The sequence below is a fragment of the Streptomyces sp. CA-250714 genome, assembly GCF_050936705.1.
Taxonomy (GTDB): domain Bacteria; phylum Actinomycetota; class Actinomycetes; order Streptomycetales; family Streptomycetaceae; genus Streptomyces.
The window spans coordinates 182,058-208,390 of record NZ_JBNJMI010000002.1 but is presented as its reverse complement, the minus strand read 5'-3'; the positions used below and the strand labels follow the sequence as shown (position 1 = coordinate 208,390).

Below are 26,333 nucleotides of genomic sequence, written 5' to 3'. Positions count from 1 at the left end.
CGTCCATCAAGTCGTAGGGACGAAACCATCAATTGGCGTGTGGTGCCGTCGTCGCCGGCGCCACACGCCCTTTCTGGAAGTCTCGGTCGGATCGCAGCGGGCCGCGGGCATGAGAACAGGGCCTCTTGGTAGCTCGGGTTTGCGATGCCAACCGAGATCCAGGAGACCCTGTTGCCGCAGTTGTACGCGCTCGCGCCGGGGGAGCTCAACTCACCGGGGGGACCTATAGTTGCTCCGCCGCTGCGGCCATGGCTCCATGGTGGCGGCCCACGGGGATCACGAGGGGTGTGCTGCTGACCGGGTCGGTGGTCACCTCGCAGCTCAGCCCGAAGATGTCTTCGACGGCACTCGCCGTGATCACGTCGCTGGGCCTCCCTTCTCCCACGGTTCTGCCGTCCTTGAGGGCGATGAGGTGATCGGCGTAGCGGCACGCCTGGTTGAGGTCGTGCAGGACCATCACGACCGTACGGCCCTCGTTCCGGTTGAGGTCGACGACGAGGTCGAGAACGTCGATCTGGTGGGCCAGGTCGAGATACGTCGTCGGCTCGTCCAGGAGGAGGACAGGGGTGCCTTGGGCCACGGCCATGGCGATCCAGGCGCGCTGCCGTTGGCCACCGGAGAGCTCGTCCACGGCGCGCTCGGCGAGGTCGGTGGTGCCGGTGGCGGCCAGTGCCTCGGCCACGGCCCGCTCGTCGGCCTTGGACCACTGCCGCCACCACGTCTGGTGCGGCGAACGTCCCCGGGTGACCAGGTCCTTGACGGTCAGCCCTTCCGGTGCGACGGGCGACTGGGGCAGGATGCCCAGCCGTTGGGCGAGCAGCCGGGTCGGCATGGAGCGGATCTCCTCGCCGTCCAGTCGTACGACGCCCTCGCGTGGCGTCAGCAGCCGGGCGAGGGCGCGCAGCAGCGTGGACTTGCCGCAGGCGTTGGGGCCGACGATGGCAGTGATCCGGCCCTCGGGGACAGCCAGGTCGAGGTCGCGTATGACGAGCCGGTCGTCGTACGCGAGGTGCAGCGAGTCGGCGCGCAGGCCGGACACGTGCGCGGGGTGTGACATGGGTTCAGCCTCCTGAGCCCGCACGGTTGGTGCGGATGAGCAGCCAGAGCAGTACGGGGGCGCCGAGCACTCCGGTGACGATGCCGACGGGCAGCTCCGTGTCGGGGATGAGGGTGCGCGCGGCCACGTCGGACACCAGCACCAGTACGGCGCCGGTCAGTCCGGCGGCCAGCGGCGGTGGTGCCGCGGCGCGGGCGAGACGCTGGGCGATCTGCGGCGCGGCGAGGGCGACGAACGCGATGGGCCCGGCCGCGGCCGTGGCGAAGGCGACAAGCGCGGCACCCGTCACCGCAATCGCCAGCCGTACCGTCTGCACGCGGGTGCCGAGCCCGGCCGCCACATCGTCGCCGAGCTGGAGCGTACGCATCAGCCGGCCCAGCAGCAGCGCGGTGGGCAGCAGAACGGCCAGTGCCACGGCGAGCGGCCCCGCCTGCTGCCAGTCGCGGCCGTTGAGGTTGCCGACGAGCCAGCCGACGGCGGACTGCGCCTGACGGTGGCCGCCCTGGGCGAGCAGATAGTCCGTGGCGCTCATGCACACCCAGGAAATGCCGATGCCGACCAGGATGATGCGGTAGCCGGTCGTTCCGCGCCGCCATGAAAGGGCGTAGACGAGCAGCGCGCTCGCCATCGCGCCGAGCAGGCCGAGGGTCTGCGGGCCCATGCCGCCGTCCCAGCCGAGGACGACGCCTGCCACGACAGCGGTGCCCGCGCCCTGGGTGAGGCCGATCATGTCGGGGCTGGCGAGCGGGTTGCGGGTCATGGTCTGGAAGAGCGCCCCGGACACGCCGAAGGCCAGACCCGCCAGCAGCCCCGCCATGGCGCGCGGGAGCCGCAGCTCGGTGACGACGATCCTGGTGCCCTCGTCCCCGGAGCCGGTCAGCGCGCGCAGCACGTCGGGCACCGGCACGTCGAACTCACCGACGGAGATGTGCCAGCTCAGTGCGGCCACCAGGGCGAAGGCCAGCAGCGCGCACACCAGTAGGAGCCGGGGCCGCAGCACACCGGATACGGACAGAACCGGGAGCCGGAAGGAGCGTGGCGCGAGGGAATCGGACGCCGGAGGAAGGGACTTGGGCATCGCTCATACCTCCGCGAGCTTGCGGCGGCGGACCAGGGCGATGAAGAACGGACCGCCCAGGAACGCCACGATGACGCCCGCCTCGACCTCGGTGGGTCGCGCCACCACCCGCCCGAGCACGTCGGCGCTGAGCAACATACAGGCGGCCAGCACCCCGCACAGGGGCAGCAGCTTGCGGTGGTCGGGCCCGAATCCGGCGTACTGCGCGAGGACTCGCCCCGCGTGCGGCACCACCAGGCCGAGGAAGACCACAGGCCCGATGGCGGCGACGGCGGCACCAGTCAGCAGAGTGACGGCCGCCACGCCCTGGAGCCGTACCAGGCCGAGCTTCCGCCCCAGCGAGGCCGCCACGTCGTCGCCCAGCGCGAGGCTGTTGAGCGCGGGCGCGACCGTCAGCGCCAGCAGGGCGCCGACCGCCAGGAACGGCAGGACGCGCAGCACGGTCGCCCCGTCCTGGTCGGCAAGCGAGCCCGCCGACCAGAACCGGAAGCGGTCCAGCGCGTCCGGGTCCGTCAGCACAATGGCGCTGGTGAGGGAGGAGAGGACGGAGGTGACGGCGACCCCGGCGAGCGCCAGCTTCACCGGCGTCGGGCCCGAGCGACCCAGCCGGCCGAGCAGATAGACCGTCACCGAGGTGACCAGCGCCCCGGTGAAGGCGAACCAGATGTAGCCGAGGAACGAGCCGATCCCGGCCAGGCCCGCCGCCAGTACGATCGCGAACGAGGCGCCCGCGCTGACGCCGAGGATGCCGGGGTCGGCCAGCGGGTTGCGGGTGAGCGCCTGCATCACGCAGCCGGACAGGCCGAGTGCGGCGCCGGCCGCGAGCGCCAGGCCGGTGCGTGGCACGCGCACCGTCCAGATGACGTCCTCGACACGGGCCGGCTCCGGGTGCCCGGCCAGCGCGCCCAACACCCGTGTGGGCGGGATGTTCAGCGCTCCGAGACCGAGCGAGAGCAGACACAGCGCCACCAGCAGCATGCCGAGCCCCGCAAACAGCAGCACGCCACGGGACCGCCCGGTCACCGGCCCGACGCGGGGGTACGCACCTTGGTCGACGGCTTGCCGTCCACGGCGTCGGCGAGCTGCGGCACGAGCCGTTCCAGGGTGTACGGCAGGGAGAGGACGGAGACGAACGTGACGGCGTGGGCGTAGTCGCTCTTCTCCTTCAGATTGATCTCCCGGCCCTCCTTGACCACCTTCAGGCCGCCGTACAGCTTGTCCTTGTGCAGCTTGGCGGCGTCCTTTTCGGGCGACGTCATGAACCAGACCGTGGCGTCGTTGTCGAGGAGGTCGGTGCGCTCCTTGCTGATCTTCGCGCCGAACTTGTCCTTGCCGATGGCCTTGGCCAGGCCCTTGGGCGGGACGAAGCCGAGGTCGCTCAGCAGGCGTGTGCGGTTGTCCTGCGGGCCGAAGACGAACAGGCCCTGGTACGGGGTGGCCATGACCGCGGTGGCGCCCTTGAACTCGGGGTGCTCGGACGCCGCTTCGGCGATGCGCTTCTCCGCTGCGGCGACGAGCTTCTTCGCCTTGGTGGGCCGGCCGAGGGCCTTGCCGATCGTCTCGGTCTGCTCCTGCCAGGGGATGCCGTAGTCCGGGATCCCGGAGGGTTGGGCCACCACGGGTGCGATCTTCGAGAGGGTGCGGTACTGCTCCTTCGTCAGCCCCGCGTACAGCGCGAGGATCACGTCGGGGCGCAGCTTGGCGATCTTCTCGACCTGCGGTCCCGTGCCGGTGTCCTTGAGCACGGTCGGCGTCTCGGCCGAGCCCACCTTGTCCTTGGCCCACGGGCCGATGGCGCCCTTGTAGCCGCCGAGCCACTCGGTGGTGCCGACGGGCACCTTGCCGAGCGCGAGCGCAGCGTCCTGGTCGGACAGGCCGACGGTCACCACGCGCTTGGGCTCGGACTTGATCGTGGTGCTGCCGAACTTGTGCTTGATGGTGACGGGGAAGGCGCCCTTCTCCGCCGAGGACGCCGAGGTACCGCCCTCGCCGCCCTCGTCGTCGGAGCCGGAGCCGCAGGCGGTGGTGGCGGCCAGGAGGAGTGCGAGGCACGTGGCGGCAGCAGCGTGCCGAGCGCGGGGGAGGAGGGGAGGCATGTGCAAAGCCCTTCGGTTCAGTGGCCAGGGAGGTGGGGGAGCAGGGTGGGAGGTGCGTTGCGGGGGATGGGCATCACGGATCGGCGCGTGCACGCTCCCCGGACCAGGCGGCCCAGAGCGCGGCGTACGGGCCACCCGCGCACGCGAGTTGCTCGTGTGGACCGCTCTCCACGACCCGGCCCCGGTCGAGCACGACGACCCGGTCGGCGGTGGCCGCCTGCGCGAGCCGGTGCGCGACGATCAGCGCGGTCCTCCCGCGCAACGCCTGCCGGGCCGAACGCTCCAGTGCCCGGGCACCGGCACTGCCCGCCTCCGCCGTCGCCTCGTCGAGGACGGCGACGGCAGGGTCGGCCAGCACCAGCCGGGCGAGGGCGAGTTGCTGCGCCTTGACGGCGTCGAGCGCGTACGCGCCTTCGCCGATGACTGTTTGCAGGCCCTCGGGCAGCGCCAGGGCCCAGTCCAGCGCCTCGACCGTTTCCAGCGCCGCACGCAGCTCGTCCTCGGTGGCGCCGGGCCGTGCGAGCCGCAAGTCCTCGGCCAGCGGCCCGGCGAAGGCGTGGAGTTCCTGGGAGACCAGCACGGTGGCCGGGCTCTGAGGGTTCCGGGGCGCGGCAGTCGTGACCTCGCCGCGGGTGGGCGGCTGTACACCCGCGAGGATGCGGGCGAGGGTGCTCTTGCCCGCGCCGCTCGCGCCGACGAGCGCGACCTGTTCGCCTTCCCTGAGCGTCAGGTCGACGTCATGCAGGACGGGGGCGCCGGTGCCGTAGGAGTGGCTGAGGCCGGTCGCGGCGATGACGGTGCCGGAGTCCCGATGGTGAGGCGCCGGTTGGTTTTTGCGCAGGGGGGCGGGCTCGTTTGCGGGGTCCTCGGCGTCGGCGTCGGCCAGGTCCGTCACTCCCACCAGCCTCGCCAGCCCCGCCGTCGCCGACTGGGCGTCGTCCAGCAGCACAAGGGCGGCGTTGACGGGCCCGAACAGGCTGTGGAAGTACAGCGCGGCGGCGGTGGCCGTACCGATCGACACCGCCCCGTCACGCACCAGCACGAAGCCGGCGAACAGCACGGAGACCAGCCCGATGTACTCCGCCACGTGCAGCCTGGCGTAGAAGCCGAGCACCAGCCGCACACCGCGCAGGGTGATCCGCACCGCTTCGTGCGAACGCCGCGCCACACGTGCGGTGTGCTCCTCCTCCAGCAGGTAGGCGCCCACCGTGTCGGCGCCCCCGATGGTCTCCAACAGCTGCTGCTGCTGTGCACCGGTCGCCACCCGCTGGCGCGCGTACAGCGGTACGGCCCTGCGGACGTACCAGCGGGCCGTCAGGGCCTGGACGGGGACGGCGAGCAGCGCGGCCAGCAGGAACCGCGGGTCCAGCAGGGCGAGTGCACCCAGCGTCAGCACGATCGTCAGCCCGGAACGGGCGAGTTCCGGAAGAGAAGAGCGGACCGCCTCGGAAACGCGCGAGACATCGCCCGTCACCCGCGCGGTCAGATCCCCCGCGCCGGCACGCTCCAACCGGTCGGCGGGCAGCGTCAACGCACGCTCGACGAACCGTTCCCGCAGCCGCGCCAGCACCGACTCCCCGAGCCGGGCGACGGCGCTCATGCCGAGCGCCGTCGCGCCGCCCTGCGCGAGTGCGACGACGACGAGCAGGACGACGGGCAGAGTCAGCGCGCTCGCCTCGCCTCCACGGGCGACGATGTCGACCATCCGGCCGAGCAACGGCTGCGCGAGCAGCCCGATGGCGGTCGCAGCAGTCAGCAGCACCCCGGCTGCCACCGCCCTGCGCCATTCGGGGCGCAGCAGTTCACGAGCGGCGGCGCGGGTACGGCGTCCGGTCGCGACGGGCAGCAGGTCCGGCTCGGCCTCGTCCGCTGCGGAGCCGGAAAGGCCGTGCGCGTGGATGCCGCCCCGGTCCTGGCGCGTGTCCGTACGGTCCGTCCGCAGTGATGTCCCGCGCTCCTCCGGCGTGCAGCGTTCGCCGGATATCCCGCTGTTGTCGAGGCGGGAAGTCGTACTCACGCGAGTACCGCCCTTCTGTAGACGGTGCTGCGGCGCACCAGTTCCTCGTGGCGCGCGGTGTCGGCAAGGCGCCCGCCGTCGATGAGCGCGACGCGGTCCGTGACGGCCAGCAACGTGGGACTGCTGGTGATCAGCACGGTGGTACGCCCGCGCCGGATGTCCCGGACACCGGTGGCGATCCGGGACTCGGTCACCGCGTCGATGGCGGTCGTGGGGTCGTGGACGACGAGCACATCGCGGTCGGCCGCCAGGGCGCGCGCCAACGCGACCCGCTGGCGCTGGCCTCCCGACAGCGCCCTGCCGCGCTCGCCGACGGGTGTGTCCATGCCGCTGTCCAGCGAGGCGGCGACCTCGTCGGCGCCTGCCGCCGACAGCGCGGCGCCCAGGTCGATGCCTTCGCCTGCGGGGGCGCTGGAGGCGGCGACGTTGTCGCGCAGCGAACCGGAGAACAGTACGGCGTTGTGCTCGGCGACCAGCACTGCTGAGCGCACCGTGCGCACGGACAGTTCGGACAGCGGCACGCCGTCGAGTTCGACGCTGCCGGCGGCGGGGTCGGTACGGCGGCTCAGACACCGCACCAGCACCTCGGCGTGCGCGGGGTCGGTGACGACGATTCCGAGCAACTCGCCCGGTTCCACGCACAGTTCGATCCCTTGCAGACCTTCATGCGTGAGCCCGCGCAGCCGCAGCCGCCCGGTTGCCGCCGCATCGCCGTTCGGGGTGCCGATGGGCGCGGGACTGCCGGGATTCGCGGAGATGTCGCCCGGCGCGTCCAGTACCTCGGCGATCCGCGCCGCCGAGGCCCGGGCGCGGGCGGACTCGGCAGTGGCCCAGGCGATGACCTGCAAGGGTCCCGGCAGGAACAGTGCGAGACCCACGGCGGCCACCAGTTCACCGAGGCCGATCCGGCCGTCGAGCACAAGGCGTGAGCCGACCAACGCGACGCAGGCGATGAACACTCCGGTCAGTGCCTGCATCAGGCCCGTCTGCACGGCTTCGGCCCGCGCCGCGCGCACAGTTGCGTCGAGCGCCGCACGGCTGGTGCGGTGGTAGCGTTCGGAGGCCGCGCGCTGGGCCCGTAGCCCTTGCAGCACACGGAGGCCCGCGACAAGGTCGGCGGCGACCCCCGAAGCGTGGGCCGCGCGCTCCTGCTCGGCGTGGCTGAGATGTATCAGGGGGCGGGCCAGTAGTTGGCCGAGCGCCATCAGCACGGGGGTGCCCAGCAGGATCAGCAGCCCGAGCGGGACGGAAGCGCGTAGCAGCAGGACGGCTCCGGCCGCGAGCCCGATGACGGCGGAGAAACCGAGCGTCACCGCCATGGCGATGTTGCCCGCACGGCGTGCGTCCTCCGTCGCGACGGTGACCAGCACCCCGGGCGGACGGCCGGTTGACGCGCCGCCGTTCGGGGCCAGCACCCGCTCGATCAGCCGCATGCGCAGCGCGTGCCCGGCCCGTTCGGAGGCCCGTTCACCAGCGCGGGCGCCGAGCTGGAAGCTGCCGGAGAGAACGACGTAAACGGCAGCGAGCACGAGGACCCAGCGGGCCAGCGTCGCCCCGTCGGGGTGCACAAGGGCGCCGTCGACGACGAAACCGATCAGCACCGGGATGAGGGCTTCGCCGATCTGATGGAAGGCGCCGAGCCAGCAGCCGACCACAAGGTCACGGCGCTCGCCCGCGAGAACGCGCAGCAGCACGCGCCGGTCGCTGCGCTGTGCCTTCATCGTCGCTCGCTTCCCCCGAAGACCAAAAGTGGAGGTAAGGCTAACCTAATGTTCGTCGGAGGCGGGAGGGAGTAGCGGGGCAAGAGTCGATGCCGTCCGACTCGGAAGGCGTTGCCAACCTTGGCGAGATTTCGTCTTGTGTCCGGTTGCCGACCCCACTCTTCCAGGTCGGATTAGGTTAGGCTAACCTTCCCAGCGTGAATGTCGGTGAACAGACCTCCGCGCCTCGACGGCCCCGCGGTCATGAACTTTCGGCCACAGGTGTCACCGTCGCCTACGAAGGCGTCGACGTCGTCCATGACACGTCGTTGACGCTGCGGCCCGGCGAAGTGACCGTTCTGGTGGGACCGAACGGCAGCGGGAAGTCGACGCTGCTGCGCACGCTCGCCCGTCTGCAGCGGCCCAGGACCGCCACGTTGATCATCGACACCGATACCGACGGCCTTGCTCTGACCACCCGTGAGTTCTCCCGCCGGGTCGCCCTGCTGACCCAAGGGCGGCCCACTCCCAGCGGGCTGACCGTACGGGAGGTCGTCGAGTTCGGCCGCTATCCGTACCGGGGCCGCTGGGGCAGGTCGGACCCGGGCGGCCGGGCGGCGGTGGACCGCGCGCTGGCCATGACGGGCATCGTGGAGCTCGCCGAACGGGGTGCCGAACATCTCTCCGGAGGCCAGCTCCAGCGGGTCTGGCTCGCCGGCTGCCTCGCTCAGGAGACCGGTGTCCTGCTCCTCGACGAGCCGACGACCTATCTCGACCTGCGGTACCAGGTCGAACTCCTCGACCTCATACGCGACCTGGCGGACGACCACGGGATCGCCGTCGGTGCCGTCCTGCACGACCTCGACCAGGCCGCGGCCGTCGCCAACCGGATCGCGCTGCTGCACGCCGGACGGATCGTCGCCGACGGACTCCCCGAAGACGTCTTGACACCGCAGCGGCTGACCGACACGTACGGCATCCGCATCGAAGTCGATACCGACCCCCTCACGGGTCGGTTGCGCACCCGCGCGATCGGCCGACACCACACCCGAAGCGAAAGGCTCAGTACCGCCCCATGAGACGCCTCCTGCTCACCGTGGCCGCCGCCACCGCCGCGGCCCTCTCCCTGACCGCTTGCGGGACGACCGAGCCGGCCGCCGACAACGACAAGAAATCCGGCAAGCACATCACCCTCACCGACGCCTCGGGTGAGAAGGTCGAACTCGACGGTCCGGCGAAGAAAGTCGTCGGAACCGAGTGGAACGTCGTCGAGAACCTGGTCTCCCTGGGCGTCGACCCTGTAGGCGTCGCCGACGTCAAGGGCTACCAGACCTGGGACACAGCCGCCCCGCTCAAGAACAAGCCCAAGGACATCGGCACCCGTGGTGAGCCGAGCATGGACACCATCGCCTCCCTGAAGCCGGACCTCATCGTCGCCACCACCGACCTCAAGCCGGGCGCTGTCAAACAGTTGCGCAAGGTCGCCCCGGTCCTGAACGTGCGCACCGCAGACGCCGCCGACCCGGTCGGTCAGATGACCGGGAACCTGGACCTCATCGCCAAGGCCACGGGCACCACGAAGCAGGCCACGAAGCTGAAGAAGGAGTTCAACGCGAAGATCGCCGAAGGCCGTAGAGAACTCGCCGACGCAGATCTCGACGGTGCGAACTTCGCTTTCGCCGACGGATACGTCGTCTCCAAGAAGGTCTCGATCAGGCCATTCACCAGCGGCTCGCTCATCGGGGCCATCAACAAGAAGCTCGGCCTGAAGAACAACTGGAAGGTCAAGGGCGACAAGGTCTACGGCCTCGGCTCCACCGATGTCGAAGGGCTCACCAAGCTGGACGACGATGTCCAGTTCGCCTACATCGGCAACGACAAGGACAAGAGCAGCACGCCGTTCACCGGCCCCCTGGCCAAGGACAAGGTGTGGACCTCGCTGCCGTTCGTGAAGAAGGGCAACGTCCACCGACTGCCCGACGGCATCTGGATGTTCGGCGGCCCCGAGTCGATGAACCAGTACATCGATGCCGCTGTCGCAGAGCTGACGAAGTAGCGCCATGGCCGTCACCGCGACAACTCCCGACACCCGTCCGTCTGCGGCCACGTCCCCGCCCGCGGCCACGTCCCGGACGGGCACGGCCGCGGTGACGGCCGCGCTGGCCCTGCTGGTCGCTGTCCTCGCCCTCGTAGACCTCACGCAGGGCACGGCCGCCGTGGGCGCCGCCGAGGTCTGGAAGGCGCTCACCGGCCGGGCCGACCCGACCGACGCGTCCGTCGTCATCGCCTCGCGGCTGCCGAGGGCGGCGGCCGGGCTGCTCGTCGGAACCGTGCTCGGCGCAGCGGGCGCCGCCCTGCAGGCGGTGTGCCGCAATGTGCTCGCATCGCCCGACACCCTCGCCGTGAACGCGGGCTCCTACCTGGCCCTCGGGCTGGCCACCGCCACCGGTGTCTCGCTTCCGCTGTTCGCCTCTTCCGGTATCGCGTTCGCCGGCGGCCTCGCGGCGGCAGCGGTCGTGCTCGGGCTGTCCGGCCCGGGTGCGGGCACCGTACGGCTCGTTCTCGCAGGCAGCGCCCTCACCCTCGGCCTCACCGCCGTCACCGAGGGGCTGCTTCTGCTGTTCCCCCAGGAGACCGAGGGCGTCTACGAGTGGAACCAGGGCAGCATCGCCCAGAACGGCTTCGACGGCGTGCTGCAGATGGCGCCGATCGGCGTCGCCGGCGTTGCCGGGCTGCTGCTCCTCGCCCGTAGGGTCGACCCCCTGGCTCTCGGCGACGATGCCGCCCGTGGACTCGGCGTCCCGGTCCGCTCCACCCGCCTCACCGCAGTCGTGATCGCGGCTCTCCTCTCCGCGGCTGCCGTCACCCTGACCGGACCGATCGGCTTCGTCGGCCTGTGCGCCCCCGCTCTCGTCCGCCCACTGGCCCGCCGGTTCCGCGCACTCGGCCGCACCCGCGGCAGCGTTCCGACCGCGGGAATCATCGGCGCTGCGCTGGTCCTCGGCTCGGACGTGCTACTGCGCGCCGTCGTCCCCGCCGATGTCGCCGTCACCGTGCCGACCGGCGTCGTCACCAGCCTGGTCGGTGCCGCCTTCGTCATCGTCATGGCCACGCGGGTGGGGGACTCCGCCGGAACGGCCGCCACTGCACGGCTGCGCATCAGGAGCCGGGCCGTCTTCCTCACCACCACAGCCCTGCTGACGGCCGCAGTCGTCGGCGTGGCCATCGCCTCCGTCCTGCTGGGAGACGCCAAGCTGCTGCTGGGCGACGTGCTGAACTGGGCACAGGGCAGGGCCGGCCAGGCCATCACCTTCACCCTCGACACCCGGGTACCCCGGGTCCTCGCCGCCCTCCTCGCGGGCGCGGCACTCGCTCTCGCCGGGACACTCGTCCAGGCCGTGACCCGCAACCCCCTCGCGGAACCCGGCACTCTGGGCGTCTCCGGGGGCGCCGCGCTCGGCGCCGTGCTCCTCGTGACGACGGTACCCATGGCCGGATCGTGGAGCCTGGCGGGCGGCGCTTTCGCGGGTGCCGCGCTCAGTTCCGTCCTCGTCTTCGGGCTCGCCGCGCGGAGCGGCTTCCAGCAGAACCGACTCGTGCTCGTCGGTTTCGGCGTCGCCACCGGGACAACTGCCGTGATCAGCCTGCTCATCATCCTCACCGACCCGTTCAACGCGACGAAGGCGCTCACCTGGCTGTCGGGTTCCACCTATGGCCGGACCCTGCCCGACGTGCTGCCCCTCGCCGCCGTACTCACCGGGGGCGTACTCGTCGCGGTCACTCGGCGCACGGAACTCGACCTGGTGTCACTCGACGAGGACACCCCCAAGCTCCTCGGGCTGCACCTGGAACGCGGGCGCCTCGGCTTCCTCGCCCTGAGCGTCCTGCTCACCGCCACCGCCGTGGCCGCCGCCGGCACGATCGGCTTTGTGGGACTCATGGCACCGCACGCCGCCCGTGCCCTCGTGGGCCGGCAGCACGCCCGAGTGGTTCCCGTCGCGATGCTCCTCGGCGCCACCCTCGTCTGCACCGCCGACCTGGTGGGCCGAACCGTGATCGCCCCGGCCCAGCTCGGCGCCGGCCTGATGACCGCTGTCATCGGCACCCCGTACTTCCTCCATCTGCTCATCCGCAGCCGCCAGTAGCAGGCGGTCGGCACCCGAGCGGGCTTGGGAGTATTCGTAGCCGAGCTGCACACCATGTCCCAGTTGTGGAGATCATCGATCCGCAGATCGTGGGCGAGGACGGCGCCGCCTGGCTAGGGTCGGCCCATGCGGTGCCCCCACTCCGATCGAGCAACGGCTGCTCAAGTCCCAGCAGGAGCCGCAGGACTGCCCACATCTGGCGGTGGACCGGTCGTTGACCGGCGCGCTGGGCGAGATCTTCGAGAAGACCCCGGCGCTGTTCGGCTACCTGCCCGAGTGGGACGGCGTGGTGCTCAGCTCCGGACTATGCGTGAACAGCCCACGCATCAGCGAGCTCGCCAACCATTGGTGGAGTGCGCCCGGCGCGGGTCTGCCGGAGCTGGGCGGCGAGTTCCGCATCACCGATCTGTTCACCGCGGTACTGAAGCATCCACCCGATTTGATCCCCTTCGGTTGGCCAGGGGCATGGACATGAATGAGGTCGAGGGGTGGGACCAGCAGTTGGTGCGGCTGGGCCCCTTTCCCGGGATCTTCCCCGCGGAGGACTACACCGACCTGCGGCGGCGCTTCGCCGCCCGATTCGACTGATCGCGCGGCTCGGCGCATGCGTGCGCTTCCTCGGTACCGGGCCAAGCGCACGTGGTGGACCGGGACTTCTTCCCCCAGCCTTCCGAAGCCACCATGATCCTCCCCCAGCCTTCGGCCGGGGGACCCCCAGACAGGCTCTACAGTGAGACGGTGACCTCTCTGTCGGAAGACCCGCCGTCGCTGATCAGTGAAGACGACCGCGAGACGGCCGTGCAGCGCCTGCGGGAGGCGTATGCCGAAGGGCACATCTCGCACGAGGAGATGGACGGACGCCTCGACCAGGTGCTCACTGCCAAGACGCGCAGCGAGCTCAAGTCGGCTCTGGGTTCGCTCCCGGAGGAAGATGCGGGCACCACGTCCACGATTGCCGCCGCCGGCGGACGGATCCGGCGGCGCGGTGCATGGCGGGTACCTCGCATCCTCAAGGTCGAGTCTGCATACGGAAGTGTGCACCTGGACCTGTCCCGGGCCGTCATCGAGCATCCGGTAGTCGACATCGAGCTCCAACTCGGCACCGGCAGCGGCAAGATCACGGTGCCCCGCGACGCGATCGTCGACGCCGAGGCTCTGCACACCGGGTGGAAGGACACGCTCTACAAGGCCCGGCAGCCCTCTCGACCCGGCGGGCCGAGGATCCGGATCTCCGGGACCATGGGGTTCGGACGGCTGAAGATCCGCCACGCACGGCGTTGAGACCCCGTCCCATCCGGCACCAGGACCATCTGCTCGTCAACGTCTTCGTCCCGCTCGCCCGCTGATGCTGTGATCGGCATCGGGTCGCCAGTTGGGCGATCACCGGCAACGCGCGCTGTGGGCCCCGGGCCGCCGCCCCGATCACCGCACGACATCGGCCCCCAAGCGGCTCCACCGCTCGGCGTAACACCCCAGCCGGCGGCCTTGGAGCCTGCCTAGGCTCGTGTCGTGGTCAAGGTCACCACCTCTTCCGCCCGCGCCGACCATCCGGCCGCCAGGGCGCCCGGCTCGGTCCGCCGCGGCGAGCCGTCGCGCTGACGGAGTCAGCCGGCCACAGCAGCGTTGCCGCAGGTCAGGGCCGGTCGCGCGGGAGAAATGTTAGGGAAGCGTCAAAGGGGGGCTTGCGGCCGTAAGAGAGCTGTCAACGGAAGACGCAGCTGGCCGAAAAGGCGCTTTCCTCGAGGGGTCCATCTCAACCCGAACCTCTTATCAGGAGAACCGATGGCCGACGTGGCCTTCGTCGTCACCACGATCGCGGTCTTCGCGCTGGTGGCGTTCATCGCCAAGGGTGTGGCGAAGCTGTGACCGCCGAAAACGTAGTCGGCCTAATCGTGGCCGTCGCCCTGCTGGGCTATCTCGTCCTCGCCCTCGTGTACCCCGAGAGGTTCTGACGGTGACCATTGCTGCTGCCGCAGCGGACAGCATGAGCCCTGCCCTCGCCGCTGTACTCCAGCTCGTCGCACTGATCGGCGCCCTCACCCTGGCCTACCGGCCGCTCGGCGACTACATGGCCGGCGTCTACTCCTCCGACCGCCACCTGAGGGTCGAGAGGTGGATGTACAAGGCCATCGGCGCCAACCCGGACGCCGAGATGCGCTGGCCCGCCTATCTGCGCGGTGTCCTGGCCTTCTCCGCGATCAGTGTTCTCTTCCTGTATCTGCTCCAGCGCGTCCAGGGCTCGCTGCCCGGCTCGCTGGGCTTCTCCTCGATCGACCCTGACCAGGCGTTCAACACCGCCGCGTCCTTCGTCTCGAACACCAACTGGCAGTCCTACTACGGCGAACAGGCCATGGGCCACGTCGTACAGACCGCCGGGCTGGCGGTGCAGAACTTCGTCTCCGCCGCCGTCGGTATCGCTGTCGCGGTGGCCCTCGTACGAGGACTCGCCAGGTCCCGCACCGGTGAACTCGGCAACTTCTGGGCCGACTTGGTCCGGGGTGTGGTCCGGATCCTGCTGCCGATATCCGTGATCGGCGCCATCGTGCTGGTCGCCTGCGGCGCCATCCAGAACTTCTCCGGCATCCACGAGGTCGGCCAGTTCCTCGGCGGCTCGCAGCAGTGGAACGGAGGCGCTGTCGCCTCCCAGGAAGTCATCAAGGAACTGGGCACCAACGGCGGCGGCTACTTCAACGCCAACTCCGCCCATCCCTTCGAGAACCCCAACGGATTCACCAACCTCTTCGAGATCTTCCTGATCCTGCTGATCCCCTTCGCTCTGACGCGCACGTTCGGCCGCATGGTCGGCAGCCTCAGGCAGGGATACGCGATTCTGGCCACGATGGTGACCATCTGGATCGGTTTCATCGTGCTCATGTGGAGCACCGAGTTCGCGCACCACGGCCCGGCCTTCGAGGTGGCCGGAGGAGCCATGGAGGGCAAGGAGACACGGTTCGGGATCGGCGCATCGTCGATCTTCGCCGTCTCCACGACGCTGACCTCGACGGGCGCGGTCGACTCCTTCCACTCCTCGTACACGGGCCTCGGCGGCGGCATCACCATGCTGGGCATGCAGCTGGGCGAGATCGCGCCAGGCGGTGTCGGCTCGGGGCTGTACGGCATGCTGATCATGGCGATCATCGCGGTGTTCATCGCGGGCCTGATGGTCGGCCGCACCCCCGAGTACCTCGGCAAGAAGATCTCCACCCGCGAGATCAAGCTGGCGGCCTGCTACATCCTCGTCACCCCGGCGCTGGTCCTCGGCTTCACCGCGGCGGCGATGGCCCTGGACACCCCGGCGAACTCGATGACCAACAGTGGCGCGCACGGCTTCTCCGAGATCCTGTACGCCTACACCTCCGGAGCCAACAACAACGGCTCCGCCTTCGCCGGACTGAACGCCGACACCCAGTGGTTCAACACCACCATCGGACTGGCGATGCTGCTCGGCCGGTTCGTACCGATGGTGTTCGTCCTGGCGCTGGCGGGCTCGCTCGCCGAGCAGAAACCCGTCCCGGCCACGGCAGGCACCCTGCGGACCGACAAGCCGCTGTTCACAGGCCTGTTGGTCGGCGTCATCCTGATCATCACCGGACTGACCTACTTCCCGGCGCTGGCGCTGGGCCCGCTCGCTGAAGGGCTGGCGGCATGACAACGAACGTCAAGAAACATGAGGAGCCAGGCGCTATGTCCCCCTCGGACGCCGCCACCCCGACCCGAGCGCCGCACCAGGACGTGCCCACCGGCCACAAGACCGAAGGGCGTGTCGGGGGAGGGCTGTTCAATCCCCGGCAACTGCTCACCTCGCTGCCAGACGCCTTCCGCAAGCTGGACCCCCGGGTGATGGTCAAGTCCCCGGTGATGTTCGTGGTGCTGGTCGGTTCGGTCGTCACCACGGCCCTGGCGGTCAAGGGCCCGGGGGACTGGTTCGGCTGGGCGATCACCGGCTGGCTGTGGCTGACCACGCTCTTCGCCAATCTGGCGGAGGCCGTGGCCGAAGGACGCGGCAAGGCCCAGGCCGACACGCTGCGCAAGGCCAAGACGGACACGGTCGCCCGGCGCCTCTCGAAGGACGGCGAGACCGAGGAGCAGCTGCCCGGCACCGAACTGCGCGTCGGCGATCTCGTCGTCTGCGAGGCGGGCGACATCATCCCCGGCGACGGTGACGTCGTCGAGGGCGTCGCGAGTGTCGACGAGTCGGCGATCACCGGCGAATCCGCTCCCGTCATCCGGGAGTCCGGCGGCGACCGCAGCGCCGTCACCGGCGGTACGAAGGTGCTCTCCGACCGGATCGTCGTCAAGATCACGACGAAGCCCGGCGAGTCGTTCATCGACCGGATGATCAACCTGGTCGAGGGCGCGGCCCGGCAGAAGACGCCCAACGAGATCGCGCTGAACATTCTGCTCGCCTCGCTGACGATTGTGTTCCTGCTGGCGGTCGTGACGCTGAAGCCGTTCGCGATCTACGCGGGCGCCGATGACCAGACCTCGCTGATCGTGCTGACCGCGCTGCTGGTCTGCCTGATCCCGACCACCATCGGGGCGCTGCTGTCCGCGATCGGCATCGCCGGAATGGACCGGCTCGTACAGCGCAACGTCCTGGCGATGTCCGGCCGCGCGGTCGAGGCCGCCGGTGACGTCTCGACGCTGCTGCTCGACAAGACCGGCACCATCACCCTCGGCAATCGCCAGGCCGCCGAGTTCGTTCCCGTCAAGGGCAGGACGGCCGCCGAGCTGGCGGACGCCGCGCAGCTGTCCTCGCTGGCGGACGAGACACCCGAGGGCCGCTCGATCGTCGTCCTGGCGAAGGAGAAGTACGGGTTGCGCGAGCGGCACGCCGGCGAGCTGGAGCACGCCGAGTGGGTGCCGTTCACAGCGCAGACCCGGATGAGCGGCGTCGACCTCACCGAGGACGGCGCGGCCCGCAAGGTCCGCAAGGGCGCGAGCGGTTCGGTGCTCACCTGGGTCAAGGAGCGCGGCGGGCAGGTGGTCGACGACGCCGACGCCACCGCGAACGCCATCTCCGAGGCGGGCGGCACCCCGCTCCTGGTCGCCGTCGAGGACGACAAGGGCGCCCGGATCCTGGGCGTCATCCACCTCAAGGACGTGGTCAAGGAGGGCATGCGGGAGCGGTTCGAGGAGCTGCGCCGGATGGGCATCAAGACCGTCATGATCACCGGTGACAACCCGCTCACCGCCCGGGCCATCGCCGAGGAGGCAGGCGTCGACGACTTCCTCGCCGAGGCCACGCCCGAGGACAAGATGGCGCTCATCAAGCGGGAGCAGGCCGGCGGCAAGCTGGTCGCGATGACGGGTGACGGCACCAACGACGCACCCGCGCTCGCTCAGGCGGACGTCGGCGTGGCCATGAACACCGGTACCTCGGCCGCCAAGGAGGCCGGGAACATGGTGGACCTGGACTCCAACCCGACCAAGCTCATCGAGATCGTCGAGATCGGCAAGCAGCTCCTCATCACCCGGGGAGCCCTGACGACCTTCTCCATCGCCAACGACGTCGCGAAGTACTTCGCGATCATCCCCGCGATGTTCGCCGTCGCCTATCCGGGCCTGGACAAGCTCAACCTCATGAGCCTGGCCTCGCCCGAGTCCGCCATCCTCTCCGCCGTCATCTTCAACGCGCTGATCATCGTCGCCCTGGTACCCCTCGCCCTCAAGGGCGTCCAGTACCGGCCCATGAGCGCCGACCGGATGCTGCGCCGCAACCTCGGGATCTACGGCCTCGGCGGCCTGGTGGCACCGTTCCTCGGCATCAAACTCATCGACCTGCTCATCTCCCTCATCCCTGGCATCGGGTGACGACCATGAACACCTCCGTACGAAGCACCACGCGGCTGCTCGGCGCCGGCCTGCGCGCCCTGGTCATCCTGACTCTGGTCTGCGGCGTGCTCTACCCGCTCGCCGTCACCGGCGTCGCACAGGGCCTCTTCCACGACAAAGCCAACGGCTCCGAGATCAGGAGCGAGGGCAAAGTCGTCGGCTCCGAACTCATCGGCCAGCGCTACGACTTGCCCCTGAAAAAGGGCGAGGAAACTGCAGCGCCCGACCTGAAATGGTTCCAGCCCCGGCCGTCCAACGGCCTCGGCGAAAACACCGTCAACACCCAGTACAAGCTCCTCCTCTCCGGTGCGACCAACCGCTCCGGAGACAACAAGGAACTGCTGAAGTGGGTCACCGACGCCAAGGCTGCCGTGGTCGAGGACAACAGCACCGCCGACTACAAGGTCAAATCCTCGGATGTACCGGCCGATGCCGTCACTTCCTCCGGCTCCGGCCTCGACCCGCACATCTCGCTCGGGTACGCCGAACTCCAGGTCCACCGCGTCGCCGAGAAGAACCACCTGCGCGTCGGACAAGTGGAGGAACTGGTCAAGAAGCACACCGACGGCCGGATCCTCGGATTCATGGGAGAGCCACGGGTCAACGTCCTCAAGCTCAACATCGCGCTCAAAGAACTGGCCGAGAAGAACTGATGGCGTTACCCGCGGAAGCCGGGAACCGACGGGCCGCAAAAGCGCCGCAGCCCGTCGGCTCCCGACACGTCGACCGCAACAACCACTCTGCCGGGATATCGGACAGGAAGGCCGCACACCGATGACGCGGGTGTTGGTGGTGGAGGACGACGCACAGCTCGTCCGGGCTCTCGTACTCAGCCTGCGAGCACGCAAGTACGGAGCGGACGCCGCACCCGACGGAGCCACCGCGCTCCGGCTCGCGGTCACCCACAGGCCGGACGCCATACTGCTCGATCTCGGCCTGCCCGACATGGACGGCGTCGACGTGGTCAGAGGTCTGCGGGGCTGGACCCAGGCACCGATCATCGTGGTCTCCGCCCGCCACGGCACCCAGGACAAGATCGCGGCGTTCGACGCGGGCGCCGACGACTTCCTCACCAAGCCGTTCAGCATGGAGGAACTGCTGGCCCGGCTGCGCGCGGCCGTACGCAGGACGGAGACCGCGCTGCCGATACCCGACGCACTCGTCGTCACCACCGACGACTTTTCCATCGACCTGGCCGCCAAGAAGGCCACCCGCGGCGGCAGTCCGATACGACTGACCCCCACCGAGTGGCACATTCTGGAAATACTGCTCAGCAACCAGGGCCGCCTCGTCACCCAGCGGCAGCTCCTCAAGCAAGTCTGGGGCCCGGCCTACAGCGACAGAAAGAACTACCTCCGGGTCTACATGGCACAGCTGCGCCGCAAACTCGAGCGGGATCCCTCCCACCCCCGCTATCTCACCACCGAAGCCGGCATGGGATACCGCTTCGAGACGTGAAAGCCCAAAGGAGAGACATGAAAAAGCAGGAATCCGACCTCACCACCCCACCGTAAAGTCGACTCATGGGACGCGGAAAACTACGTATATACCTTGGTGCCGCACCGGGCGTCGGAAAGACCTACGCGATGCTTTCCGAGGGCCACCGACGGGTGGAGCGGGGCACGGACTGTGTAGTGGCCTTCGTGGAGCACCACGACCGGCCGCGGACCGAGGTGATGCTGCACGGGCTGGAGCACGTCCCGCGCCGGGAGTTGACGTACCGCGGCACGGTCTTCACGGAAATGGACGTCGACGCGGTGCTGGAGCGCCGTCCCGCCGTCGCGCTGGTGGACGAGCTCCCGCACACCAACGTGCCCGGCTCCCGCAACGCCAAGCGCTGGCAAGACGTGGAGGAACTGCTCAACGCCGGCATAGACGTCATCACAACGGTCAACATCCAGCATCTGGAGTCGCTGGGTGATGTCGTGGAGTCGATAACCGGCGTCCGCCAGCGGGAGACAGTGCCCGACGAGATCGTCCGCCGGGCCGACCAGATAGAACTGGTCGACATGTCGCCACAGGCACTGCGTCGCCGGATGGCCCACGGCAACATCTACAGACCGGAAAAGGTCGATGCGGCCCTCTCCAACTACTTCCGTCCCGGCAACCTCACGGCTCTGCGCGAACTGGCCCTGCTGTGGACGGCCGACCGGGTCGACGAGTACCTCCAGGAGTACCGGACCGAGCACCGCGTCTCGACCATCTGGGGCTCCCGCGAGCGCATCGTCGTAGGTCTCACCGGTGGCCCCGAGGGCCGTACGCTCATCCGGCGTGCCGTCCGGCTGGCGGAGAAGGGCGCGGGCGGCGAGGTGCTCGCCGTCTACATAGCCCGCAGCGACGGCCTCACCTCCGCCTCGCCCAAGGAACTCGCCGCCCAGCGTGCCCTCGTCGAAGAACTCGGCGGCACCTTCCACCAGGTCGTCGGCGACGATGTGTCCGACGCGCTGCTGGAGTTCGCGCGGGGTGTCAACGCCACCCAGATCGTCCTGGGAGTCAGCCGTCGCCGATCGTGGCAGTACCTTCTGGGTCCTGGTGTCAGTTCCACTGTCGCCCGTGAATCCGGCCCCGACCTGGACGTTCATATCGTCACGCACGACGAGGCCGCCAAGGGGCGTGGTCTTCCGATCGCCGGACGCGCCCGCCTGGGCCGCTCCCGCCTCGCCTGGGGCTGGCTCGTCGGCGTCGCCGGGCCCGTCCTGCTGACCTACCTCCTCGACGGCGTGGTCCCGGAGATCGGCCTCGCCAACGACATGCTGCTGTTTCTCTCCCTGACGGTGGCAGCAGCGCTGCTCGGCGGGCTGCTCCCCTCCCTGGCCTCGGCCGCCACCGGATCGCTGCTGCTCAACTGGTACTTCACCCCGCCTCTGCACGCGCTCACCATCTCGGACCCCAGAAACGTCCTGGCCATCGCTGTCTTCTTCGCGGTCGCCGCCTCTGTCGCCTCGGTGGTGGACCTCGCGGCCCGCCGTACTCATCTGGCGGCCCGGCTGCGTGCCGAATCCGAGGTGCTCTCCTTCCTGGCAGGCAGCGTCCTGCGCGGCGAGACCACCCTGGACGCCCTGTTGGAACGGGTTCGCGAGACGTTCTCCATGGAGTCGGTGGCGCTGCTGGAGCGCGACAGCGACGTCGACGCCTGGACCTGCGCCGGCAGCGTCGGGCCGGCACCCGTGACACGCCCGGAGGACGCGGACGTCGACATGCCCGTCAACGACCACATGGCGCTCGCCCTCTCCGGACGCGCACTGCCCGCCGAGGACCGCCGGATACTCGGCGCTTTCGCAGCCCAGGCTGCCGTCGTCCTGGACCGCCAGCGCCTCCTCGGCCAGGCCGAGGAAGCCCGCAGACTCGCTGAGGGAAACAGGATCCGCACCTCACTGCTCGCCGCCGTCAGCCACGATCTCCGTACGCCCCTCGCGGGCATCAAAGCCGCCGTCTCTTCCCTGCGGTCCGACGACGTCGAGTGGACCGAGGAAGACCAGGCCGAACTGCTCCAAGGCATCGAGGAAGGCGCGGACCGTCTCGACCAACTGGTCGGCAACCTGCTGGACATGTCCCGGCTCCAGACCGGCACCGTCACCCCCCTGATACGCCCCGTCGATCTCGACGAAGTCGTCCCCATGGCACTGGGCGGCGTACCCGACGGCAGCGTCGAACTCGACATCCCGGAGACCCTGCCCATGGCCGAGGTCGACAAGGGGCTGCTGGAGCGGGCCGTCGCCAACGTCGTGGAGAACGCCGTCAAGTACAGCCCCGAAGCAGAACCGGTGATCGTCTCGGCCAGCGCCCTGGGCTCCCGCGTCGAAATCCGGGTCATCGACCGCGGCCCCGGCGTACCCGAAGAGGTGAAGCAGCGCATCTTCGCCCCGTTCCAACGCTACGGCGACGCACCGCGCGGCGCCGGAGTCGGCCTCGGTCTCGCCGTGGCCCGCGGCTTCGTCGAGGTCATGGGCGGCACCATCACGGCGGAGGACACCCCGGGTGGCGGCCTGACCATGGTCCTCACCCTCAAGACCGCGACCGGACCCGGCCCGGAAATCCGTCAGGCGGGTGTCAAAAATCACTGATCCGCCGTAAACGCACTGTCAAAGTCACCTGACCCGCGACAGCCGGTCATTACCGTCCCTGCCATGAAAGGAAATTCCGCGGGGGCTGCTCCTGGAAGCGAAGCCCACCGCGGCGAGAGACTCGATGGCCAGGTGTACGACACCGCCTGGGCCGCGGGTGCCCGGTACGCAGTGATGTGCGCAGCGTCGCTCCTCGGCCTGCTCCTGTCGGTCGACGCCATCAGTGAAACGCTCACCCCGTGGCGCGCGGGGATCTGGTCAGCCCTGGCCTCGCTCCTGTTCGTCGTCCTGATGCCGGCGAGACTCTCCGCGGGCCCGGGGTGGCTCAGCTCACGCGGGCTGCTGCGCGAGCGGCGGGTACGCACCGATCGACTCGTGGCCGCGTACTGGTCCACCGGAGTGTGCGAACGCCTGGTACTCCGGGACGCGGACGGCGTACGCGTCGAGATCGACCCCAAGGTGCTCACGGCGAACCCTCCTCTGTGGCGCCTGCTGGACGCGGACGTCCGCTACTGCGCGGAACGGGGAACGCTGCGGAACGGAACGACCGCACTCCGGAAAATGGCCCGAGCCATCGACCGGGAAACAGCACACACCGTCTTCAAGGTCTCAGGACTGCACTGAGCCACCCCGCACTGCTCTGAGCAACCCCGCACAGCTTGTACCGCCTTCGGAACCTCGCTTCGTCAGAGACCCGTCAAAGTCCGGCTCGCCGACGACAGCAAGACGTCAAGCCGGATGTGCTCCGCCCCGTGCGCCGGTTCAGCTGGAACCGAACACGCCGTCGTTGGAGGGGCTGAGTGGAATGGCAGAAGGAAATATCGCGGGGTTGATTCTGGCCGCTTGTCTGATCGGCTATCTCCTCTTGGCGCGAAAGTATCCGGACAAGTTCTGACGCGAGAGCGCGACGAGGGGGCAACGCGAGAACGCCGCAATGCGGCAACGCAGTGGCGCGGCAATGCGGGGGCATGCGCCCGGAGCTGAGGTTCCGAGGAGATGAGAAATGGTGTCCTTGTGGGAGAACTGGCGGGAGAGCTACCACACACGGAGATTCACCGCCCCTGGCAGCCCGCCATATGCTGTGCAGCTCACCAAACGCCGCCCAACGGTCTCCCTGAGTCGTAACGGAGGCGACACCGGCACTTTACGGGTCAACCTTTCCTGGCGGCCGCACACCCCCGAACTGCCCGGCCGCCGCCCTGTCAGCCGAGTGCTCGGTCACCCGCTGCGTGCGCTGAAACCAGAACCTGTGCCGACGCATACGCGCGGTATCGCATCCATCGACCTCGACCTGGGCTGCATGTATGAGCTGACCGACGGCACCAAAGGCGTGGTCCAGCCGCTCGGCGCCCTCTACGGATCCCTGAACTCCCCGCCGTTCGTGAAACTCAGCGGGGACGACCGGTTCGGCTCACCTTCCGGGGAGACGGTCTACGTCAACCTCGACCGGAAGGATGAGATCAAGCGGCTGCTGTTCTTCGTCTTCTGCGCTGACAACACGCCTGCTTTCGCCCGTGCCCAGGCGGTCGTCACCCTTGTGCCGAACACCGGCCCGTGGCTCACGGTCAGCCTCGACGAGCAATCTCCACACGCCTGTTCCTGCACAGTGGCCCTCATCGAGCACCGCAAGGACGAGCTGGTGGTACGCCACGAGGGCCGCTACATACTCGGCTTCCAGTCCGACATCGACCGGCTCTACGGCTGGGGCCTCCGGTGGGGCCCTGGTATCAAACCGTCAAAATCCTGAGCAGACAGAGCAGACGCAGTCGACGAACTCTCGGGCCCGTTGGCGCGCCGCTACGCCCCATGGCGGATGGCGGAATTCCGGAGGCGGTTTCGCTGAAGTAGCGTTCGCTAAGGAGCCATCAAAAGAGAATCAGCGTCGCCTTCGTATCCCACTTCCGCGCCCGGCGGGCGAGTAGCGTAGCCGGCATGTCGTTCCAGGACGAGTGGGCGCGCAGCAAGGAATCCGCGACGGCGGGACTCGGTACGGGATACCGCCCCGGGTTGGTGGTGCGCCAAGACGATTTGGGAAAGGTCGGCAGCGACGCCTACACGCTGTACCGCAAGTTGAAATCAGGCGCCGACATCAGGGGAAAGGGGCTCGACAAGGAAGGAAAGAGCGCCTGCGAGCGGGCCGCGAACGAACTGGCGCGGGGAGACTTCGACATGGGCGACCAGATACGGACCACGCTACGGATCTGGGATTCCCAGCTGAACACTCTTCTCCAGGCCTGCGCCCGGATAGCCGACCACCTGGACTACACGAAGAAGGCGCACGCGAGGGACGAGGTTGACGTCATGGACTCGATGCGGCAGATCCAGGGGAAACGGCTCTCGACGTCGAAGATCTACGACTGCATAGGCGGCGCCTGACCATGGGGAAACCCACCTGGGACGCCCTCCTTCAGCTGGACCTCTCTGCTCTCCAACAGGCCGTCGCCGACTGGAAGGCTGTGGTCCGCAACCTGGAACCGCTGGTCGGCGAAGCGCGCGACGGTATGAAGCGGCGCTCGGAGCAGGCCCGCTGGGCAGGTGTGAACGCCGATGTCACGCGGAGCTTCGTCCGCGTGACGGCGGACGAATTCGCGGGTGTGCTCAAGGAAGCGAGCAGTATCCAGCTGGTCCTCGACACCGCCTGCACCGACCTCGGTTGGCTCAAGGCGGAGTTGACGAACCTGCGCGACATCGACGCCAAGAAGGCCGATGTCATCATCCTCGGCAACCGTGACGGAACCGTCACCTGCAGCTTCCCCTGTGTGGCCGGAGAAGAAGGGAAACGCTCCGAGGCCGACATCAGGGAAAAGGACAGGATCGAGGACCGGGCCAATGCGCTGCTGCGCGAAGCGGCGGAACTGGACACCTCCATCACCGTAGCGTTGAGGAAGTGTCACGGTGGCGATCCGCACAACTTCGGCCACAAGCGCTACGTTTCCATGGACGAGATCCGGGCGATCGGCGAAACCGAGGACGCGGTCTCCGAGTACACCCGCCCCGACAGCATTCCCCTGCCCGGCCCGGCCAAGGACGCCGTCTCTTTCCTGAGCTACCGATCGTGGATCAACAGCGGTGCCTCTCTTGTCAAGGGCGGCGCCGGATACGCGGAAATTCCCGGCGGCGACAAGAGCGCGCTCAACAAGGCGCCCGACTACTTCCTCGGCGGTCTCCCGGCGTTTCTCGCCGGAGAGGGCAGCAAGGGGCTGGCCAAACACGGCGGCGGCAGCGGAGCGCACCGCGCGCCTGGCCCGCTGACCACCACGGGCAACGTACTCAGCGGCCTCGGCAAGGTCGGCTCCAAGGTGTTCGGGCTGCCCGCCTCCCTGGTGGCCACCGGCATCGACTACGCCAACGACCCCGCGAGCGACCCCGAGGAGAAGAAGAAGCACAGCCGAGTCCTCGCTCCCGGCCAGCTCAATTCCACCCCCTACTCATGACCCCCGAACACCGCCGTCCACGTCGACGGAATATCGGCCGCCACCTTCTCCACCTCGTACGCCCACGCGGCCACCGCATTCTCGTCCTGAGCGCCACAATTGCCGTTACGTCCTTCACCTACACGCTGCGCGCTCTGGCCACCGACCCGTTGAAGGCTCTGCTGCCCCTCCCCGTCGGCCTGCTCGCGCTGGGTGCGGTGATCTCATGCGTCTGCGAGTACGGACACCGCCGCTAGCACTCCAGTTGCGGCGCGTCCTGTGGTGTCAGTGCGGCTGGTTAGGATCCCCGGCATGAGTATGGGATTGAGTGTGTATCTGGTGGACTTGAGTGTCGTACGGGGTGCGATCGGCTCCAACGACGAGAAGCTGCGGCGGATGATCGGCGGTCGGTTCAAGCGGCAGATAGCCTCCGCTGATGGGCAGTTCGCCCACGAGATCGAGCAGGGCGCGCCCAGCCGTTACGAGGCGCTGCGCGCGGTGATCGAGGGTGGTCCCTTTGATGACCGGTACGGCTTCCAGTACGGATACGCCTACCAGTTGGTCTGCGAGTTCTACGGCAAGGCACTGTTCAACAACGAGTTCTCGCCGTACCGGGGCAGTTGGCTGGAGGATGTCGACGCCGGGCTCGCTCAGCTCGGCATCAAGGCGGTCGAGCTGACCGATTTCGCGTACGGCTCTCCGCCCTCGCCGCTGCCGCAGCCCGAATGGGCGCCGGCGTACGGCGAGTGGAGCCCCGAGGAGTGCCGGGAGGCGCTGGCGCAGTGGGAGAGCACCACACCGGACCAGCGCCAGGCCGTTGACCACGAGGTCCTGGAGGCGATCGAGAGCTGCGTCGGATGGTTCCGCGAGGCGCAGAACAGGGAGGGCTTCGGCATCGCGGGCTTCAACTACTGACTACTGACGGGGC

The 26,333-nt window shown here is 69.0% G+C and carries 23 protein-coding genes; 17 read left to right on the top strand and 6 right to left on the bottom strand.

The features are described 5' to 3' along the window. Positions 1 to 223 precede the first annotated feature (223 nt). The 6 genes from ACQEU8_RS19785 to ACQEU8_RS19760 all read right to left on the bottom strand — a co-directional run bounded on the left by ACQEU8_RS19785 (position 224) and on the right by ACQEU8_RS19760 (position 7,969). Entirely contained in the window at positions 224 to 1,057 is an 834-nt protein-coding gene (locus ACQEU8_RS19785) for an ABC transporter ATP-binding protein (protein ID WP_433102867.1), read from the bottom strand. A gap of 4 nt (positions 1,058 to 1,061) precedes the next feature. Further along, positions 1,062 to 2,135 (bottom strand): FecCD family ABC transporter permease, encoded by a 1,074-nt coding sequence (locus tag ACQEU8_RS19780; RefSeq protein ID WP_433102865.1) that lies wholly within the window; start codon positions 2,133 to 2,135, stop codon positions 1,062 to 1,064. Positions 2,136 to 2,138: 3 nt separating this feature from the next. Then, entirely contained in the window at positions 2,139 to 3,113 is a 975-nt protein-coding gene (locus ACQEU8_RS19775) for a FecCD family ABC transporter permease (RefSeq protein ID WP_433108580.1), read from the bottom strand. Positions 3,114 to 3,154: 41 nt separating this feature from the next. After that, the gene (locus ACQEU8_RS19770) at positions 3,155 to 4,231 is read right to left on the bottom strand and encodes an iron-siderophore ABC transporter substrate-binding protein (RefSeq protein ID WP_433102863.1); all 1,077 of its coding nucleotides are present in this window, start codon (positions 4,229 to 4,231) and stop codon (positions 3,155 to 3,157) included. Positions 4,232 to 4,304: 73 nt separating this feature from the next. Then, positions 4,305 to 6,131 carry an ABC transporter ATP-binding protein gene (locus tag ACQEU8_RS19765; protein ID WP_433108578.1) on the bottom strand — a complete coding sequence of 609 codons (1,827 nt, stop codon included), beginning with the start codon at positions 6,129 to 6,131 and terminating at the stop codon, positions 4,305 to 4,307. Between the two features lie 113 nt (positions 6,132 to 6,244). After that, on the bottom strand, positions 6,245 to 7,969 hold the full coding sequence (locus tag ACQEU8_RS19760) for an ABC transporter ATP-binding protein (RefSeq protein WP_433102861.1): 1,725 nt from the start codon (positions 7,967 to 7,969) through the stop codon (positions 6,245 to 6,247). Between the two features lie 197 nt (positions 7,970 to 8,166). Here ACQEU8_RS19760 and ACQEU8_RS19755 point away from each other — a divergent pair, with 197 nt between their 5' ends. The 17 genes from ACQEU8_RS19755 to ACQEU8_RS19675 all read left to right on the top strand — a co-directional run bounded on the left by ACQEU8_RS19755 (position 8,167) and on the right by ACQEU8_RS19675 (position 26,320). Beyond that, entirely contained in the window at positions 8,167 to 9,027 is an 861-nt protein-coding gene (locus tag ACQEU8_RS19755; RefSeq protein ID WP_433102859.1) for an ABC transporter ATP-binding protein, read from the top strand. Then, the gene (locus ACQEU8_RS19750; RefSeq protein WP_433102857.1) at positions 9,024 to 10,004 is read left to right on the top strand and encodes an iron-siderophore ABC transporter substrate-binding protein; all 981 of its coding nucleotides are present in this window, start codon (positions 9,024 to 9,026) and stop codon (positions 10,002 to 10,004) included. The genes ACQEU8_RS19755 and ACQEU8_RS19750 overlap by 4 nt, the downstream gene beginning before the upstream one ends. A gap of 4 nt (positions 10,005 to 10,008) precedes the next feature. Next, a complete protein-coding gene (locus tag ACQEU8_RS19745) occupies positions 10,009 to 12,093 on the top strand; it encodes an iron ABC transporter permease (protein ID WP_433102855.1) in 2,085 nt (694 codons plus the stop codon). 214 nt (positions 12,094 to 12,307) lie between these two features. Next, positions 12,308 to 12,568: a hypothetical protein gene (locus ACQEU8_RS19740; protein ID WP_433102853.1), complete on the top strand. Its 261-nt coding sequence runs from the start codon at positions 12,308 to 12,310 to the stop codon at positions 12,566 to 12,568. Positions 12,569 to 12,831: 263 nt separating this feature from the next. Beyond that, positions 12,832 to 13,374, top strand: a complete 543-nt coding sequence (locus ACQEU8_RS19735) for a DUF1707 SHOCT-like domain-containing protein (protein ID WP_433102851.1) — start codon at positions 12,832 to 12,834, stop codon at positions 13,372 to 13,374. A 581-nt stretch (positions 13,375 to 13,955) separates the two neighbouring features. Beyond that, positions 13,956 to 14,045 (top strand): K(+)-transporting ATPase subunit F, encoded by a 90-nt coding sequence (kdpF, locus tag ACQEU8_RS19730; RefSeq protein ID WP_190123518.1) that lies wholly within the window; start codon positions 13,956 to 13,958, stop codon positions 14,043 to 14,045. A gap of 32 nt (positions 14,046 to 14,077) precedes the next feature. Continuing rightward, positions 14,078 to 15,742 carry a potassium-transporting ATPase subunit KdpA gene (gene kdpA / locus ACQEU8_RS19725; protein WP_433108576.1) on the top strand — a complete coding sequence of 555 codons (1,665 nt, stop codon included), beginning with the start codon at positions 14,078 to 14,080 and terminating at the stop codon, positions 15,740 to 15,742. Next, complete coding sequence (gene kdpB, locus ACQEU8_RS19720) at positions 15,739 to 17,907, top strand: potassium-transporting ATPase subunit KdpB (protein ID WP_433102849.1); 2,169 nt, start codon at positions 15,739 to 15,741, stop codon at positions 17,905 to 17,907. The genes kdpA and kdpB overlap by 4 nt, the downstream gene beginning before the upstream one ends. Before the next feature lie 5 nt (positions 17,908 to 17,912). Further along, a complete protein-coding gene (locus tag ACQEU8_RS19715) occupies positions 17,913 to 18,581 on the top strand; it encodes a potassium-transporting ATPase subunit C (protein WP_433102847.1) in 669 nt (222 codons plus the stop codon). Positions 18,582 to 18,702: 121 nt separating this feature from the next. Further along, the gene (locus ACQEU8_RS19710; protein WP_433102845.1) at positions 18,703 to 19,386 is read left to right on the top strand and encodes a response regulator; all 684 of its coding nucleotides are present in this window, start codon (positions 18,703 to 18,705) and stop codon (positions 19,384 to 19,386) included. A gap of 65 nt (positions 19,387 to 19,451) precedes the next feature. Beyond that, positions 19,452 to 21,992, top strand: coding sequence for an ATP-binding protein (locus tag ACQEU8_RS19705; protein ID WP_433102843.1), 2,541 nt, complete (start codon positions 19,452 to 19,454; stop codon positions 21,990 to 21,992). 63 nt (positions 21,993 to 22,055) lie between these two features. Beyond that, a complete protein-coding gene (locus ACQEU8_RS19700; RefSeq protein ID WP_433102841.1) occupies positions 22,056 to 22,616 on the top strand; it encodes a hypothetical protein in 561 nt (186 codons plus the stop codon). Between the two features lie 625 nt (positions 22,617 to 23,241). Then, positions 23,242 to 23,739: a hypothetical protein gene (locus ACQEU8_RS19695; protein WP_433102839.1), complete on the top strand. Its 498-nt coding sequence runs from the start codon at positions 23,242 to 23,244 to the stop codon at positions 23,737 to 23,739. Between the two features lie 185 nt (positions 23,740 to 23,924). After that, positions 23,925 to 24,368: a hypothetical protein gene (locus tag ACQEU8_RS19690; protein ID WP_433102837.1), complete on the top strand. Its 444-nt coding sequence runs from the start codon at positions 23,925 to 23,927 to the stop codon at positions 24,366 to 24,368. Positions 24,369 to 24,370: 2 nt separating this feature from the next. Beyond that, entirely contained in the window at positions 24,371 to 25,426 is a 1,056-nt protein-coding gene (locus ACQEU8_RS19685; RefSeq protein ID WP_433102835.1) for a hypothetical protein, read from the top strand. Continuing rightward, on the top strand, positions 25,423 to 25,662 hold the full coding sequence (locus tag ACQEU8_RS19680) for a hypothetical protein (RefSeq protein ID WP_433102833.1): 240 nt from the start codon (positions 25,423 to 25,425) through the stop codon (positions 25,660 to 25,662). The genes ACQEU8_RS19685 and ACQEU8_RS19680 overlap by 4 nt, the downstream gene beginning before the upstream one ends. Positions 25,663 to 25,717: 55 nt before the next feature. Continuing rightward, positions 25,718 to 26,320, top strand: coding sequence for a DUF7691 family protein (locus tag ACQEU8_RS19675; protein WP_433102831.1), 603 nt, complete (start codon positions 25,718 to 25,720; stop codon positions 26,318 to 26,320). The last annotated feature ends 13 nt before the right edge of the window (positions 26,321 to 26,333 follow it).

Excerpts from the sequence above, each read along its gene's own strand:
- ACQEU8_RS19785 (WP_433102867.1), bottom strand. The coding sequence starts at position 1,057 with ATGTCACACCCCGCGCACGTGTCCGGCCTGCGCGCCGACTCGCTGCAC.
- ACQEU8_RS19780 (WP_433102865.1), bottom strand. The coding sequence starts at position 2,135 with ATGCCCAAGTCCCTTCCTCCGGCGTCCGATTCCCTCGCGCCACGCTCC.
- ACQEU8_RS19775 (WP_433108580.1), bottom strand. The coding sequence starts at position 3,113 with ATGCTGCTGGTGGCGCTGTGTCTGCTCTCGCTCGGTCTCGGAGCGCTG.
- ACQEU8_RS19770 (WP_433102863.1), bottom strand. The coding sequence starts at position 4,231 with ATGCCTCCCCTCCTCCCCCGCGCTCGGCACGCTGCTGCCGCCACGTGC.
- ACQEU8_RS19760 (WP_433102861.1), bottom strand. The coding sequence starts at position 7,969 with ATGAAGGCACAGCGCAGCGACCGGCGCGTGCTGCTGCGCGTTCTCGCG.
- ACQEU8_RS19750 (WP_433102857.1), top strand. The coding sequence starts at position 9,024 with ATGAGACGCCTCCTGCTCACCGTGGCCGCCGCCACCGCCGCGGCCCTC.
- ACQEU8_RS19745 (WP_433102855.1), top strand. The coding sequence starts at position 10,009 with ATGGCCGTCACCGCGACAACTCCCGACACCCGTCCGTCTGCGGCCACG.
- kdpA (WP_433108576.1), top strand. The coding sequence starts at position 14,078 with ATGAGCCCTGCCCTCGCCGCTGTACTCCAGCTCGTCGCACTGATCGGC.
- kdpB (WP_433102849.1), top strand. The coding sequence starts at position 15,739 with ATGACAACGAACGTCAAGAAACATGAGGAGCCAGGCGCTATGTCCCCC.
- ACQEU8_RS19715 (WP_433102847.1), top strand. The coding sequence starts at position 17,913 with ATGAACACCTCCGTACGAAGCACCACGCGGCTGCTCGGCGCCGGCCTG.
- ACQEU8_RS19710 (WP_433102845.1), top strand. The coding sequence starts at position 18,703 with ATGACGCGGGTGTTGGTGGTGGAGGACGACGCACAGCTCGTCCGGGCT.
- ACQEU8_RS19705 (WP_433102843.1), top strand. The coding sequence starts at position 19,452 with ATGGGACGCGGAAAACTACGTATATACCTTGGTGCCGCACCGGGCGTC.
- ACQEU8_RS19700 (WP_433102841.1), top strand. The coding sequence starts at position 22,056 with ATGAAAGGAAATTCCGCGGGGGCTGCTCCTGGAAGCGAAGCCCACCGC.
- ACQEU8_RS19690 (WP_433102837.1), top strand. The coding sequence starts at position 23,925 with ATGTCGTTCCAGGACGAGTGGGCGCGCAGCAAGGAATCCGCGACGGCG.
- ACQEU8_RS19685 (WP_433102835.1), top strand. The coding sequence starts at position 24,371 with ATGGGGAAACCCACCTGGGACGCCCTCCTTCAGCTGGACCTCTCTGCT.
- ACQEU8_RS19680 (WP_433102833.1), top strand. The coding sequence starts at position 25,423 with ATGACCCCCGAACACCGCCGTCCACGTCGACGGAATATCGGCCGCCAC.
- ACQEU8_RS19675 (WP_433102831.1), top strand. The coding sequence starts at position 25,718 with ATGAGTATGGGATTGAGTGTGTATCTGGTGGACTTGAGTGTCGTACGG.